This window comes from Streptomyces sp. NPDC103540 (assembly GCF_055584445.1).
In genome coordinates this window covers 83,141-98,068 of record NZ_JBVJMA010000021.1, presented here as the reverse complement: position 1 = coordinate 98,068, position 14,928 = coordinate 83,141, and the positions used below count along the sequence as shown (strand labels likewise).

General features: G+C 71.3%; 7 protein-coding genes and 1 CRISPR repeat array. Of the genes, 5 read left to right on the top strand and 2 right to left on the bottom strand.

Annotated features, from left to right (window positions below; genetic code table 11):
- Window positions 1–1,015: 1,015 nt before the first annotated feature.
- A complete protein-coding gene (gene cas3 / locus ACZ6ZI_RS35820) occupies window positions 1,016–3,928 on the bottom strand; it encodes a CRISPR-associated helicase Cas3' (protein WP_469528258.1) in 2,913 nt (970 codons plus the stop codon).
- Between the two features lie 82 nt (window positions 3,929–4,010).
- Here cas3 and casB point away from each other — a divergent pair, with 82 nt between their 5' ends.
- The 5 genes from casB (at window position 4,011) to ACZ6ZI_RS35795 (ending at window position 10,055) form a co-directional block, all read left to right on the top strand.
- The gene (gene casB / locus ACZ6ZI_RS35815; RefSeq protein ID WP_469528256.1) at window positions 4,011–6,128 is read left to right on the top strand and encodes a type I-E CRISPR-associated protein Cse2/CasB; all 2,118 of its coding nucleotides are present in this window, start codon (window positions 4,011–4,013) and stop codon (window positions 6,126–6,128) included.
- A gap of 72 nt (window positions 6,129–6,200) precedes the next feature.
- Complete coding sequence (locus ACZ6ZI_RS35810) at window positions 6,201–7,646, top strand: type I-E CRISPR-associated protein Cas7/Cse4/CasC (protein WP_469528254.1); 1,446 nt, start codon at window positions 6,201–6,203, stop codon at window positions 7,644–7,646.
- Complete coding sequence (gene cas5, locus ACZ6ZI_RS35805; protein ID WP_469528251.1) at window positions 7,643–8,500, top strand: CRISPR-associated protein Cas5; 858 nt, start codon at window positions 7,643–7,645, stop codon at window positions 8,498–8,500. The genes ACZ6ZI_RS35810 and cas5 overlap by 4 nt, the downstream gene beginning before the upstream one ends.
- Window positions 8,497–9,642: a type I-E CRISPR-associated protein Cas6/Cse3/CasE gene (locus ACZ6ZI_RS35800; protein WP_469528250.1), complete on the top strand. Its 1,146-nt coding sequence runs from the start codon at window positions 8,497–8,499 to the stop codon at window positions 9,640–9,642. Before cas5 ends, ACZ6ZI_RS35800 begins: the two co-directional genes overlap by 4 nt.
- A complete protein-coding gene (locus ACZ6ZI_RS35795) occupies window positions 9,546–10,055 on the top strand; it encodes a 3'-5' exonuclease (RefSeq protein WP_469528353.1) in 510 nt (169 codons plus the stop codon). The genes ACZ6ZI_RS35800 and ACZ6ZI_RS35795 overlap by 97 nt, the downstream gene beginning before the upstream one ends.
- 25 nt (window positions 10,056–10,080) lie before the next feature.
- Window positions 10,081–11,147: direct repeats of the CRISPR family, unit length 29 nt; unit sequence GTCCGCCCCGCACGCCCGGGGATCGCCCC.
- Between the two features lie 274 nt (window positions 11,148–11,421).
- Here the strand turns inward: ACZ6ZI_RS35795 and ACZ6ZI_RS35790 are convergent.
- Window positions 11,422–14,928: a LysM peptidoglycan-binding domain-containing protein gene (locus ACZ6ZI_RS35790; RefSeq protein ID WP_469528249.1), complete on the bottom strand. Its 3,507-nt coding sequence runs from the start codon at window positions 14,926–14,928 to the stop codon at window positions 11,422–11,424.

Below are 14,928 nucleotides of genomic sequence, written 5' to 3'. Positions count from 1 at the left end.
GCCAGCGGACACGTTCCGTTCGCGTCAACAGCGCAGCCCCGGCCCGTCAGAGATACTCGTGGGCGGCCGGGAATGACGTGAGCCGGTCTTCCTTCAGTCTTCTGTGGAGTCGCACTGCGGAACAGACAGCAGGCGCTCACACGCAGCCGTGGCCTGAACGGGCCGATCCCCGGGCGCGGGGCGAACGCGTTGCTGGCCTACTCGATTGCGCTCGACTCCTGCTAATCCCCGGACACACAGGGCGAACTGGCCGTCCGACATCGCGGTGGTCTCGACCACGGGCTGATCCCCGGCCGCTCGGGCCGAACCTCGGCCAAGACCAACCTGAGCTGATCGGCGTCGGCTGATCCCCAGGCGCGCGGGGCGAAGGTGGAGTGGCCCGAGCCGGGCGACCTGCCGTCCGGCTGATCCCCGGGCGCGCGAGGCGAACAGACCCTTCAGGCCCAGGAGCGCCCGGTAGGGCGGCTGATCCCCGCCCGCGCGGGGCCGAACGGCGATGCCCTTCCTTATGTCCGCCATGATGGCGGCTGATCCCCGGGCGCGCGGGGCGAACGTCGCGGTGTCCTGGGGGCCGTGGGCCGCCGACGGCTGATCCCCGGGCGCGCGGGGCGAACACGTTGGGTTGCCAGTCCTTTTGGACCTCTGCCGGCTGATCCCCGGGCGCGCGGGGCGAACCGCGGGACGCGCCGCTGCATCGGCCCGCTCTCCGGCTGATCCCCGGGCGCGCGGGGCGAACAACCTGTGGGTGATCCCCAGCTCGCTGGACCTGGGCTGATCCCCGGGCGCGCGGGGCGAACGCGCTCAGCACCAGGCCCTCCGCCTCCAGGTCCGGCTGATCCCCGGGCGCGCGGGGCGAACCCTTCATGACCTGCGCCGATGCACACGCCCGGGGTCATTCTCATTTACTTGGTGAGGGCGTCATGTGTTCCCTGGCATGAGGGAATTTCCTGGCCACTAGAAGTTTTGCCCAGGTCGATCCTCGTTTCCGAGGTCTTGAGCGTACGGGGCAAGCGGGTTACGTCCTTCGGGACAGGCCGGTGTCGGGGTGATAGCTCAGGCGTGCGAGTCGCGGGTCCGCAGGGCGGCCGTCGGGGTGAAGCAGGAGGACTGGGCGGCCGGCCAGCGCGCCGAGGGCGGGGGCGGTCCAGGTGGCGGGGTCGGGAAGCGAGTTGCGGCCACTGAACCAGTAGGGGGGCACCGGGATGGTGTTGTGGTGGATTTCCAGGCGCTGGCGGCGGTGGGGATCGGGTTCGCGGATGGGGTGGTAAGGGGTGAGGTCGGCGGGTTCGGGGTCGGTGGGCTGCCAGGTGAGGCGGCCGGTGTCGTCGTGAAGGTAGAGGGCGATGAGTTCGGTCGATGGTGTGCCGAGCCTGGAGCAGGCGAATTCGTCGTCTACTTGGCTGGAGGCGAGTTCGGCAACCGTGGTGGTATTGCCTTCTTCGTCGTAGGGCCAGAGAGCGCGGTTGCCTGCTTGGGTTTCTTCTTCGCGGAGGCGTCGGATCCAGAGGGGGTGGAGTTCGGCGAGGAGGTGGTGGATGGGCTGGGTGCCGGCTGGGGGCTGGTCGGCGTACACGGTGTCGAGGAGCGCTTGGGTGTCGTGGGGGTGGTTGAGGGTGAGGGGGCCGCGGGTGGGGGCGCGGTCGGTGAGGGCGTGCCAGGTGGCGGCCAGGATGTAGGGGTCGTAGACAGCGTCGGGCGTGGGTGGGGGGAGCTTGGGGAGGCCGTCGGGGCGGGGTGTCCACAGGACGTGGGTCAGGGGCGTGCCGTGGCGCAGGTGGGGTCTGTTGATGAGGTGGCGCCATTCGCGGCCGCGGCGCTGGAGGATGAGGTCGAGTGGGGCGAGGTCGGTGTAGAGGTGGTCGGTGTCGTAGTCGAGGCTCTGTTCCAGGACCTGGGTGCCGATGAGCATCAGGCGTGCCGGGCGGTTGGGGTTGGGCTGGGTGGCACGGAGCTCGGGGTCGGGGTGGGGACCCAGTTGTGTCTCGACCTGGTGCTGGTGTTGGGACCTGTGGCGTTCCTGGTAGCGGGTGTGCAGCAGCTGGATCTCGTGGGGTTCCCAGCCGTAGGCGGGGGCGGCCTCGCGCAGGGCCCGGTGGAGGTCTTCGGCGCGTGTCACAGCGTTACGGATGATGGTGGTGATGCCGTCGGGGTGGCGGCTGAGGAGGAGATGGGCGAGTAGTTCGGGGCCGGGGTCGACGAGGAGCTGGATGCGGGTGCGGAAGCGGGTGCGACGTGAACGGGTCGGAGCGTGTGTGCGGCAGTGCCCGGTGTTGTCGACGACCGTGACGGGGCCGGCGAGCGGGGTTTCGGAGGCGTGGGTGTTGAGGCCGCGGCACCAAGCTGCGACGAGGTCGCGGCGGATGGTGGCGGGCAGGGTGGCGGAGAGCACGACGATGCTGGCGCCGGCGTCGGCGAGCCAGGCGATCGCGGCTGCCAGGAGACGTTGTTGGTAGAGGTCGTGGGCGTGTGCCTCGTCGATGACGACGGTTTTGCCTGACAGGGCGTACAGGCGCAGGAACCAGTGCTTGCTGCGTTGGGCCGCGAGGATGATCTGGTCGATGGTGCCGACGCCGAAGCAGGAGAGCAGGCCGCGGTTTCGGGCGAGGTACCAGTGGTCGAGGATGACGGCGGGCGCGTCGTGGTGGGTTTCGGAGTCGTCGCAGGTGACGTTGGCGGCCATGGTGATCACACTGTCGGCGAGTGCGAGATGGCTGGTGGTGCCGTAGGCGTGGGCGGTTCCGTGGACGAGGGCGAGGTGAGCGCGTTCCTGGTCGGCGAGGACGGTGGTCAGGAACTCGGCGTTGCGGCGCAGGGTCTGTTCGCTGGAGGCCCGCTGGGGCAAGGCGGTGTAGGAGCCGTGGTAGCCGCAGATGAGGGCGAGATGGTGGCTCAGGTACTGGGCGGTTTGGGTCTTTCCGGCGCCGGTGGTGTCTTCGATGATGACCAAGCTCTGGCCGGTGGGCAGGTGGTCGATGACGGTCTGCTGGGTGGCGCGGGGCTTGGGGGTGGTGGGCATCTGCTCGGCCCAGGTCATGGGGCGCGGGTTCCAGCGGTTGAGGCGCAGGGTCGTGATGGCGACGGCGGCTTGGTCTTGGCTGGCTTGCCACCAGGCGCTGGTGTCGGTGCCGGCGGTGTCGGGGGTGCGGTAGGTGAAGAGGTGTTCGTTGGAGGCGATCCAGTCGCTGTGGACGACGAGGCCGGCGAAGAGGATGGGGACGCAGGCGCGGTCGAGGCGGATGAGGTCGTGCAGACGCCTGAGGTCGACGTCGAGAAGGCGGGCGAGCTCCTCGGCGAGGGCGCGGTGTGTGGTGTGCCAGTAGGGGTCGAGGGGTTGGGTGGCCAGTCGGATCTGGGTGTCGTCGGGGATGTCGCCGTGGTGTCCTCCGAGGAGGGCTGCGATGTCGTGCAGGGGTAGTTCGTAGGGGGTTCGGCCGTCGGTCTGGCGGCAGCGGGGGCAGGGGCAGCCGAGCAGGCGCGGTAGGTAGCGGGCGGTGACGTGGGCGTGTGGCCGTGGTTCCGGCTGCTGCCCGTCCAGGGGAAGGCCGGCGCGTGATGCGGCGCGGGCCCAGCTCCTGCCGGCCTCGGCGAGTTCAGTATCGCGGGTCCGCAGGGCGGTGAAGATCATCTGGAAGGTGGGGGTGGCCTTCCCCGGCATGTCGTGGAGAGCGGCGAGCAGCATCAGTACGCGGCGGGCGGTGGGCAGATGGCCTGCGCCGAAGGCGTCGGCGAGGCGGGCCCGGGCGGGGGCGGCGAGGTGGTGGTCGATCAGGGCTCCGCAGACGGCCGCGGTGTCGAGGCAGTGGGCGAGGAGGCTGTTCCAGGCGGGCCCGCCGCGCTTGCGGCTGAGTCCGAAGAGGTCGGTTTTGCCCCACAGCCACAACCACGCGGGGAGCCAGGACTGAACGGGGGACCTCGGCGCGTCGTTCACCTGTTCCTCGCGCCGTTGCCCGCCAAGCTGTGCCGCATCCTCCAGAGAAGGGGCATAACTTCTAGTGAGTTCAACTCTGTCCATGGACAACCTTTCTGAGCAGATTTCGTACGACCTGCGCGATAGAGTGTGTATCCCGGTACTGACAATCAGTCCTGACCAGGGCAAACGATTCCGGCTGCTGCCGGTGCTGGAGTCCTTCGAGGACTCCGAGAACATCGCGCTGGCGCATCGCAGTCCGGGAGCCTTCGTGGTCTTCCACGAGTTCCTGCTCGCCCTGATGTACGCGACCGACGTCTATCCCCGCACGGTGCGGCAGTGGCGGGAGTGGGTGGAGGACCGCCGTCCGCTGGACGAGGTCGCCAGGGTCCTCGCGGGCAGTGAGTTCGACGGCATGCTCAATCTCTTTCATCCCGAGCGGCCGTTCGGGCAGAACGCCGCCCTGCTGCCGTTGCTGGCCCGGCACGGCTACGGGCCCGCGCAGCTGGACATCGAACGGGCCCGGGACGGTGCGCAGCTCGCGGAGCACGTCCATCTCCACCATGAGCGTCGCCCGCCGGCTCATGAGGCTCTGGCGGCGATGCTGGTCCTGCACGCGTACGACACCGGCGGCCGGATGATGGCGCAGAACGACTGGCTGGGTCGGGCGTTCACCTACGGGGCGCTGACCCGTAACGCGCTGCGGGTGAGGAACCTGGTCATGGGGCAGAGTCTGGCCGACACGCTGCGGTTGAACATCACGCCCCTCGCCCGGTCTGCGGCCGGGACGTTCAACTTCTCGTGGAGCGATTCGCGGCCGGACCGGCGGGTGTTCACGGGAACCGCGGCCGGTCGGGCCCGGTCGGTGGACGGGCCTGCCGACCTGTACAGCTGGCTGGGCCGGTCCGTCGCGCTGAAGCCCGCTCGGCGTGAGGACGGCGAGGTCGTCGTCGACAAGGTGCTGGTCGGTGCCGGGGAGCTGATGGCGCCGCTGGCGCCGCAACTGCTGCAGGACGCGGTCCTGGTCGCGGGCAAGCCGCAGCAGGCCCGTACCGACCGCGCCCTGTGGCGTACCTCGGCCGCCCTCTACGCGGGCACCGACCCGGGCAACGCGAAGGGATCCGACCTGTTCTCCAGGCTGGAGGTCCTGGGTCGGCGGGTGGAGATCCTCTCGGTGGGTCTGCTCACGTCCCAGAGCAGTTTCGTGGGCTGGGTGAGAGAGACGTTCCCGTTCGTCGGCGCGCTGCGCGAGGAGTTGTACCTGGCGGCGACGGACGGCGCGCGGTGGTGCGAGAAGGCCGAGCGTGCCGCTGCCGGTGCCGCGGTGGTGGCGCGGGACGCCGCCTTTCCGCGGGCCAGGCCGGACGAGCGCAAGCGGCTGGCGGCCCGTCTGCTGTCCGCTCCCCTGTTGTGGGCCCGCTACGAGGAGCTCTTCCACCGGCTGCTGGAGGACATCGCGTCCGGCGGCTGCGGGAAGGCGGCCCGGGCCCGATTCGCGGTGGAGCTGGTGAAGACCACCCGGGCCTCGATGCGCGAGTCGCTGAGCTGTCTGCCCGAGACCGGGGTCGGGTTCCAGGCACGGCTGCGTGCTCTGGCCCGTCTGGAGTCCGCGTTGTCAAATCCCCGTGCCTTTCCGCCCGAGTTCCTGGAGGTCACCGTGCCCACTGCCGACGCGTCACCGGCCGAGGCCACCGAGGACAGCCGGGCGCTGGCCGGGTGGCTGGCCGGCCTGGTCCGCTCACGCGACCACACCTTGCTCAAGGCCCTGACGGTCTCCGAGCACCCGTACCAGATGGAAGCGGAGTCGTCGGCCACCCGCTTCGCGGGCACCGAGGCGATCAAGTCCGCACACCTGCTGACGGCGCGGCTCTTCGCCCGCTACCACCGCAGCCTCCCCACCACGGATCCGGTGCGGATCTTCGGCTCCGGCGACCTCGGGACGGCATGCCGGCGCATCGGCTTCGGTCGTGAACGCGGTGCCCGCGACCCGGGCGTGGAGCGCCTCTTTCGCCTGCTGGTCCTCACCAGCCACACGATCGAGGAATCCCACCTGTTCCGGGCCGTCGAACGCCTGCGGTCCGCGGAAGCCGTACCCCCGCATTGGGCCACGCTCGCCGACGATCTCGCCGCCTGGTCCGGGAGCCAGGATGTCCGCGAGCGCTGGGGCGAAAACTTCTACACCCCTCGCGCCAGGGCGCGCCGCAAGGCGGCAGCCGGCTGACCGCCGGGGGATTCCATCGAATGGCACCCGACTCATTCTCTGCCTGACTCCCCACACCCAAGGAGCAACTCCATGAACGTCGACGCCTCGCTGCGCTATCTCAGCCTCCACTCGTTGACCACCTTCAGTCATGTACTCCTCGTTCGCGACGATGCCGGCGAACCCAAATCCTCGATCTTCGGCGACGCGGAAAGGGTGTTCATCAGTCCGCAGAGCCGGCGTCGCGCCGACCGCACGCACGCGCGCGACGAAGCCAACCTCGGCACCGGCCCACTGGCGGAGCATGCCTGGGGGGTACGGACTCGGGAATGGGCGCTGCGGGTCGCCGAGGTGCTGCGCGACGGCCACGGATGGGAGGCCCAGTCGGCGCTGGAGATGGCGCGGGCCGCGTTGCGGGGTGTCGGCCTGAAGTTCGGGTCGACCCCGAACACCGCTTTCCTGACCAAGGTGATGGTCTTCGCGCCCGAGGCGACCGGCTCGACGCTGGCCCGGATCATCCAGGAGCACCGCGGCGAGCTGGAGGCGTGGGCAGCCCTGGTGGCCGAGGCCGAGGCCGAGGCCGCAGCGGCTGCGGAGAAGAAGAAGAGCAAGGGCAAGGGCAAGAAGGCCGCTCCGGCCGAAGAGGAGGTGGCGGAGACGGAGGCGGACGGGGAGAGCACAGCAGGTGGTGAGGTGAAGGTGCCGCCGATTCCCAGCCGGGTCAAGGCGCTGCTGATCACCGGGCTCGCTCCGGCCGACGCGATCGACATCGCCCTCTTCGGGCGGTTCCTCGCCGAGGTCGCCGGTGCCGGGAACGTCGACGGGGCGATCCAGACCATGGCCTCGTTTTCGGTGGATGCCGCCTCGATTGTGAGGGACTTCTTCTCGGCCGCAGATGATTTCAAGATCGCCCGTCAGAGGCTGGGCACCGACTTCACCGACGCCCTGGCCCGTCTCAACGCTGCGGCGCCCTTCGACGCCGCCCTGGAGGGCGAGGAAGGCGGCGGTTACGCGCTGGATGACCGCGGGGCGGGCATGACCGGCCAGCAGAACTTCTTCAACGGCACCTTCTACGCCCACAGCGTCCTCGACCGCGTCCAGCTGCGCCGCAACCTCGCCAACGGCGGCATGGACCCCGAGGCCGTCGAGCGCGCCGCCCGGAACGCCGAACTGGCCTTCCTCAACGCCTTCGTCAACGCCGTGCCCAGCGCGAAGAAGAACACCACTGCCGCACCCGGCACGCTGCCCAAGCTGGTCCTGGCCCACGCCGCGCCCCGCCAGTACAACTACGCCGGCGTGTTCGAGAAGGTCATCCGCCGGGAGGAAGGCGTCCCGAGCCTGGTCGCCGCCGAACGACTCCTGAAGCACCACGACATGGTCGTCAGGAAGCAGCGTGTCGAGCCCGGAGCCGTCCTCAGCTACGACATCGCCACCATCGAGCTCCTCGACAGCCTGCGCGACGCCGGCAAGCTCAAGCCCACCGAGGTGGACCAGCCGGCCGAGCTGAGCCCGTTCTGCCCGGCCGGAGCGCCCGCATGACGCCGACACCCCACTGCCTGTGCATGCGGCTCGAAGCCGTCATGCAGTCCTGGGGCATCCGCTCCCCCTACAACGACCGCGACACCCACAGCCGGCCCACGAAGAGCGGTGTCATCGGCCTGCTCGCCGCCGCCGACGGACACGACCGCGACGAGATCCGTCAGGAAGGCGACGACTTCCTGCCCCTGGCCGAACTCGCCGCCCTGCGCTTCGGCGTCCGGGCCGACCGACCCGGACGGCTGACCTGCGACTTCCAGACCAGCGGCGGCGGAACCTTCCCCTTGCGTCCCCGCGACATCATCACCGACCCCCACCGGGCCGACCGCGCGGCCACCGCCCTCGCCGAAGACCACGGCCCCGCGTTCGGCCACATCACCGGCCCCAGCCTGGCCGACTGGTACAGCGCGCCCAAGAACATCGCCCCCCACCCCGACACCCACACCCTCACCGCCACCAGCAGCAAACGCCACCCCCAGGTCTCCCGCCGCTGGTACCTGGCCGATGCCGCCTTCCTCGCCGCCGTCGAATCCACCGACACCGCGCTCCTGCATCGCCTCGCCGAACGCCTCGACACGCCCCGCCGGCTGCTGTGGCTCGGCCGCAAGCACTGCGCCCCCACCGCGCCCTTGGCCCACGGGATCTATCCCGGCACGCTGCAGGAGGTCCTCGCCACCAGGCCCCTGCTGCCCCGGGCACGGTCGGCCCCCACCAGCGCCTGGGTCGAAGTCGCCGCCACCACGCCCGACGCTTCACCGGTCAACGACCAGCCGATCAGCTTCGCCACCCACAACCGGATCCGGGCGCTGCGCTGGGAGCAGCGCCTGTCCCTCACCCCTCCCCAGGAGGACCGGTGAACGTTCCCGTCCGCGTCGTCGTCCACCACACCCTGGTCGAACTCGACCTCAACCACCCCCGCACCGCCCGCGTGCTGGCCGACGCCCAGGAACTCCACCGCCTGGTGATGGGCATGTTCCGCCACTGGGTCACCGACGGCCAGCCCAACGCCCGCGCCCTGATGGGCGTCCTCCACACCAGCGCCGTCGACCTCACCCAACGCACGATGACCCTCATCGTGCAGTCGGCCGTCCCCCCCGACACCCTCGCGCTTCCCCGGCACATGCTCACCGCCCCGGCACAGACCCGCATCGTCAATCTCACGGTCAAGGCCGGCCAGGAGTACGTGTTCCGCACCACCGTCACCCCGGCCAGCTACGGGCACCACAACGGCCGCCGCACCCGAGACCGGCCCACCGACACCTCCCCCGAAGCAGCCCTGACCTGGCTCACCCAAAGGCTCCAGCCCGACCCCGAAGTGCCCTACGACCGCCACCCCCTCATCGGCGCCGACGCACGCCCCGAGCACCTCCAAGCCCGCAAGCTCCCCGCCCTCGCCGCGTACCGGCCGGGCAAGCCCGTCGTCGTGGCCCGCTCCGAAATCCAAGGGCGTCTCACCGTCACCGACCCGACCGCGTTCGCCCGCACCCTCACCCAGGGCCTCGGACGCCAGCGCGCCTACGGCTGCGGCCTCCTCCTCGTCCAACTCGTCCCAGCGCCCCGTACCGCCACCCCCACGGAACGCCAGCCATGCCACCGCACCCCCGACCTCCCGGTACAGAGCACCCCGACGAACTCCCCCACCTCTTCACCCACACCGTCGACACCGTCCCCGTCCACTGCGTCCGCCCAGCAGACACCCGCCACGCCACCTGGGCCGTCTACCAACACCACGCCTACCTCGGCACCCTCCACCACCGCGAACCCGGCTGGCATCTCCAACACACCCACGAACACCACGACCGCTTCGACGACGCCATCCGCGCACTGCGCCGCCCCGCCACCTGGCCACACACCCGTGCCCGCGCAGCCCAGTGGGCTCACGACGTCCTCAACACCCCAGGCCTGTGCGTCCTCAACATCCAGACCACCGGCCTACACAAGCCCCGAGCCCTCCACATCGCCGTCAGCACCCCAGACAGCGTCCTCCTCGACACACTGATCAACCCCCGCCGCCCGGTCGAACCCACCGCGACCCAGCTCCACCACCACACACCCGACACCCTGCGCCACGCCCCCCTCTTCGAAGACGTCCTTCCCCACCTCGCCGACATCCTCCAAGACAGGCGCTGCGTCACCTACAACCTCGACTTCACCCAGCAGGTACTCGCCCACGAACTGTCACGCATCGGCACTCCACGACCCTTGGCAGCCTCATGGACGAACGCCATACGACCGGTCGCTCACTGGACAGGCCTCTGGTCGGCCCGGCATCGCACCTACCGCAACCAACGACTCCCCGGCCCCAATGAAGCAAGATCAAAATGCAGCGCCCTCCTCCACCAACTACAGCGACTAGACACCGAAGGGCTTCACCAGCACACCTCCACAAGTTGCCAAATCCACAGCATGTAGCAGACAGCACCGCAGGTCACGAAGGGTCCGCCCCGCACGCCCGGGGATCGCCCCTGCGCGAAGCCCCGCCCGCGCAACTCACCGCCGTCCGCCCCGCACGCCCGGGGATCGCCCCGCCGTACCGATCTCGCCCATGACCGCCCCTTTGTCCGCCCCGCACGCCCGGGGATCGCCCCTCACCGGCCCGCGCCGGCAGGGATGACGCCCCGTCCGCCCCGCACGCCCGGGGATCGCCCCGCACCGGCCCGCGCCGGCAGGGATGACGCCCCGTCCGCCCCGCACGCCCGGGGATCGCCCGACCACCATCAAGCGCCGATTTAAGGGCGACTCGTCCGCCCCGCACGCCCGGGGATCGCCCCGGCCTCATCGGCCCAGGACAGGAGCGACACGGGTCCGCCCCGCACGCCCGGGGATCGCCCCTACCCCTTCGAGTTCCACCAGGGCGACGCGATGTCCGCCCCGCACGCCCGGGGATCGCCCCTCCGAGACGATCCGCGGCGCCCCTTCCTCCGTGTCCGCCCCGCACGCCCGGGGATCGCCCCCAGGTCCGCGGCCGGCACCCCGGCGTGTTCTCGTCCGCCCCGCACGCCCGGGGATCGCCCCGCACAAACGGCGCCGGACCGCGCGAACGGCCCGTCCGCCCCGCACGCCCGGGGATCGCCCCGCCGTGAGGGCCTGACGGTAGGACATCGACGGGTCCGCCCCGCACGCCCGGGGATCGCCCCACATAGGTGGGCTGCACGTTCGCCGGCAGCTCGTCCGCCCCGCACGCCCGGGAATCGCCCCACCTACGTCCTGCCCCTGTCCCGCTACCCAAAGTCCGCCCCGCACGCCCGAGGATCGACCCGGATCGGTGGTCCGCGCGCACCGGGCCCCGCAGTCCGCCCCGCACGCCCGGGGATCGACCCAGGAGGTGGTGGCCCACCTGCACGCCCTGGCGGTCCGCCCCGCACGCCCGAGAATCGACCCTTCATGGTCACAGCCGCCGGACGCCTCAAAGCGGTCCGCCCCGCACGCCCGGGGATCAACCCGGCCTCGGCTCTCGCGGCGGTCTTTGATGAACGTCCGCCCCGCACGGCCGGGGATCAACCCAACCCCGACTGTGGACACGCACTCGACTCACTGTCCGCCCCCACACGTCTGGGAATTAGCCCGCTTCCTCGTCCAGGTCAGCCGTTACGCCGAGGTCCGCCCCGCACGCCCGGGAATCAGCCCAACCTCCCCCACCTGAAGAAGGCCCAGGGCAGGTCCGCCCCGCACGCCCGGGGATCGACCCGCCTCGTGGGTCATCACCACGGCGTCCCAGTCGTCCGCCCCGCACGCCCGGGGATCAACAGGTTTGTCGGCGTCATACGCAACGCCGGTGTCAAGCCCCCGCGCGATGGATGACCGTCTTCGGCAACAGACTGTTGAGGAGCCGGGCCGTCTCCGATTCCATATCGACTCCCCCGCCCAGGCCTTCGTTGATCCGGGCCAAACGCGCGGCGGCTTCGCGCAGGGCGTCCACGTCGCCGGCGGCGTGGTGGGCAAGGAAGACCTGCCGGTGCAGGAGTTCGTTCTCCTCGGCGGCCAGGAGGCCTTGGTGCGCGGCCCAGAGCGCGCCGGTGTAGTCGGTGGCTTCCCGGCGGCGGGTGGACAGCTCGTAGGCGACGTCGGCGATGGCCGAGACCATCTCCTGGATGGCGGGTTCGGCCCAGGCGTAGCGCTGGGGGTCGATCGCGGCGAAGGGACGGCCGCGGACGAGGGCCAGGGCCCGGCGCAGGGCGAGCTCGCCGTCCTCGTCGTGGCGGGCGAGGCCGGTGCGGGCGAAGTTCTGGAACATCTTCCAGTCGCAGGCGACGGCCTGGGCGAGGCGGTAGCGGCTGTCGCCAGTGTCCTGGACCCGGGGGAAGTACGCCTCGCCCTCGGAGTCCTTGCCGAGCCAGGAGCGGGTGCGGGAGATGACGGCGTTGCGCATCTGCTTGTTGACCAGGCGGCCCGGCCAGAGGGCGTCGTCGATCGCGTGGTGGTCGGCACCGGGGTTGAGCGCGAGGTAGGAGACGAGCTCGACGGCCGCGCTCTGCCGGTTGGAGTCGATCCGGCCGGCCGCGCCGTCGATGACCACCCGGCCGAGCAGGAGCACCGTCGGCGCGCTGCCCTCGGGGCCATCGGCATCGTCAGCGGCGCGGGTCGGGGCGGGCACAGGTACGGGAGCCGCGGCCGGGACCGCCGGGACCGGGTTGTCCGCCTCGGGACGGGTCTCGGTCGAGTCGCTTCCTTGCTTCTTCAGCAGGGGTGCGGGTTCAGGCGCCGGGGCGGGGGTGGGACCTGCGGGCGGGTTGAAGAGGTCGGGGAGGGTCGGGCCAGTGGTGCCGTGATCAGTCTGGTCGTCGGGTGCCTCAGCCGGGAGGATTGCGGGGTGCGCGGGCTCCTCGTCCGTCTCGCCGGCTCCAGCGTCGGCGTCGGCCTGGTGCTCGGTTTCCAGTTCCTCGCGCTCGATGTCCGCGTACTCGTCCGGCATCCCGTCCTCGTCGGCACCGGCCTCCGGCTGGGGTGCTTCGTCCTCGGCGGTCTCGTTCGTCGGGTCTTCTTCTTCGGCCTCCTTCTGGTCCTGGTCCTGGTCCTCCTGCGCGTCAGGGTGTTTGTCGGTGTCGAGGAGGCCGTCCAGCCACTCGTCGCGGGCGGGCACGTCAGTGTCGGCGGCGGAGAGGGTGAGTAGTTCGATCGCGTCGGCGAAGTGGGGGTCGGTCAGGCCCTGGAGCTTGATGGGCAGATCGGAGCCGGGCAGGACGATGGTCTCGTCGGGCCCTGCGCAGTGCAGGGTCCAGCCCTCCTCCGGGTCCAGGTGCGCGTTCTCGCTGGCCGTGACGACTGCGCCGGCGACCCGCGGCTGGGCCGTGATCAGGTCGAACAGCGCCTTGGTCTGGTCGCCTTCGGGGAGTTCGGCGGCGAGGATGATGTGGGGTGTCCAGGAGCCGCCGGCGTCTTCTTGGAGGCGGGCTGCGCGGAGGGTGGGTGCGCCGAGCGCGGCCAGGGCGCGGCGTTGGTCGGCGGTGTGGCTGGTGAGTTCGGCGACCGCTTCGGTGAGGGTGTCGGTGCGGGCGACGCGTTCGGGTGCTGCGTCGTCGAGGCCGGCGGCCGTGTCGGCGAGCGCGGTGATCTCCAGGTGGCCGGGCAGCGGGGTGCTGGCGAGTTCGACCGCGATGGCTTGGAGGACGTGGCGGGCGTGGTCGGCGTCGCCGTCCAGGTGCAGGACGCCGACGTGTTCCAGGTCGACGAGGACCAGGCGGCCGGCTCCGTCCCAGCCCAGGGAGACCAGGGCCGGGTAGGGGGCGTCGGCGCCCTGGAGGGCTTCGCGGTCGACGAGGTCGGGGCTGGAGGCCGGGCACGTCCACAGGTCGGTGCGGCCCGCGGTGCCGGAGAAGGGCTTCATCGGCGCGGTGTCCTGGTCGAGGTGCAGCTCGACCTTCTGATCGTGCAGAACGACGGCGGTGACCACGGGCAGTTCACGCTCGGCGGCGGCGAGGTTGAGGGCGAGGGTGCGCAGGGCGGCATCGAGGAGGTCGAAGCCGGTGGGGTGCTGGGCGGAGCGCAGGCCCTGTTCGGTGGCGGCGGCGCTGCCGGTGGGCATCGGGATGCGGCGGCCGGGCCGGCGGCGGCGCTGCTGGAGGATGCGGCGGGTGGCGAGCGTGCCGATGAGCGCGGCCGCCAGGGCGCCGGCGCCCATCCAGACGGCAGCAGGCGCCAGTGCCTCGTCCTCGTGTGCCTGCTGGGTGCTGTCCGCCTTCTGGCCGTCCAGCGCGGGAGCGGCCGTGGTGGGCGCGGTTCCGGGGGTTGAGGCGGCGGGAGCTGGGGTGGCGGACGCGGGCGCGGGGGCCGCGGGCGCGGGGGCCGCGGGTGTGGGGGTGTCCTGCGCGGTGTCCGGCTTCGGGGGTGTCGTGGTGTCCGGGGCGGGTCGGCTGTCAGGGGCGGGGGCCGGGTCGGCTGTGGCGGGGAGGGTGAGTTCCTGGCCGGGGACGATCAGGTCGGGATTGTCGAAGGTGCCTCCGCCGGGCAGGGGCTTGCCCTTGTTGGCTTCGAAAATCTTCGGCCAGTCCTCGGGGTTCCCGTGCTGCCCGGCGATGCCCCACAGGTTCTCGTCGGTCTTGACGAAGTGCGTCTCCTCGGCAGCGGCAGGCTTCGCGTCCGTGGGAGCGGCTGGTGCGGGCTGCTGCGCGGGCGCTGCCTCGGCGGGAGCGGACGGCGTCGGCGCGGCCGGCTTGGCGATGTTGGCGTCGGCCGGCAGTCGGATCACGGCGCCCTTGGGCAGGAACTGATCGCCGGCCGCGAGCTGCGGGATGCTCGGGTTGAGGGCGGCGATGTCCTTCCAGCGCGGGCCGCTGCCCAGGTACTGCTCCGCCAGGTCCCAGGGGAGTTCGGAGTCCCCGGTCACGGTGTGGGTGGGCCAGGCCTCCTGCTGCGCCGCGGCCGCCGTTTCGGCGGTCGCCGCGCTGCTGGTGCCTGCGGCCTGTACGGCGGTGGCGGCGACGGCCGGGCCGGTGGTCGCGGCCGAAGCCGCGGTGGGGGCGATCAGGACGAGACCGCCGATGAGGAGGCCGGCGAAGGACTGCAGCCCGCCGAGGCCCTTGATCCGCTTCGCCTTGCGGCCGCGGACCAGGGCGACGATCTCGACGAGGGCGGAGAGGGTGAACAGCGCCCAGCCGATCCAGCCGATGGTCGTGAGCACCGTGAAGAACAGCCGGCCGTCATCCTGCTGGGTCAGCAGGTCCCAGCCGCCGGCGAAGTCGGTGGGCTGGTACCCGACTACCAGTAGGACGAGGGGGATCCCGGCGATGAGTGCGGCCAGGACGGCGAGGCCGAGCAGGGCACGGAGCAGACGTACAGGGGTGCTCAT

Bases quoted from the DNA above. Each gene is read 5' to 3' on its own strand.
- casB (WP_469528256.1), top strand. From the start codon at position 4,011: ATGGACAACCTTTCTGAGCAGATTTCGTACGACCTGCGCGATAGAGTG.
- ACZ6ZI_RS35810 (WP_469528254.1), top strand. From the start codon at position 6,201: ATGAACGTCGACGCCTCGCTGCGCTATCTCAGCCTCCACTCGTTGACC.
- cas5 (WP_469528251.1), top strand. From the start codon at position 7,643: ATGACGCCGACACCCCACTGCCTGTGCATGCGGCTCGAAGCCGTCATG.
- ACZ6ZI_RS35790 (WP_469528249.1), bottom strand. From the start codon at position 14,928: ATGAGCACCCCTGTACGTCTGCTCCGTGCCCTGCTCGGCCTCGCCGTC.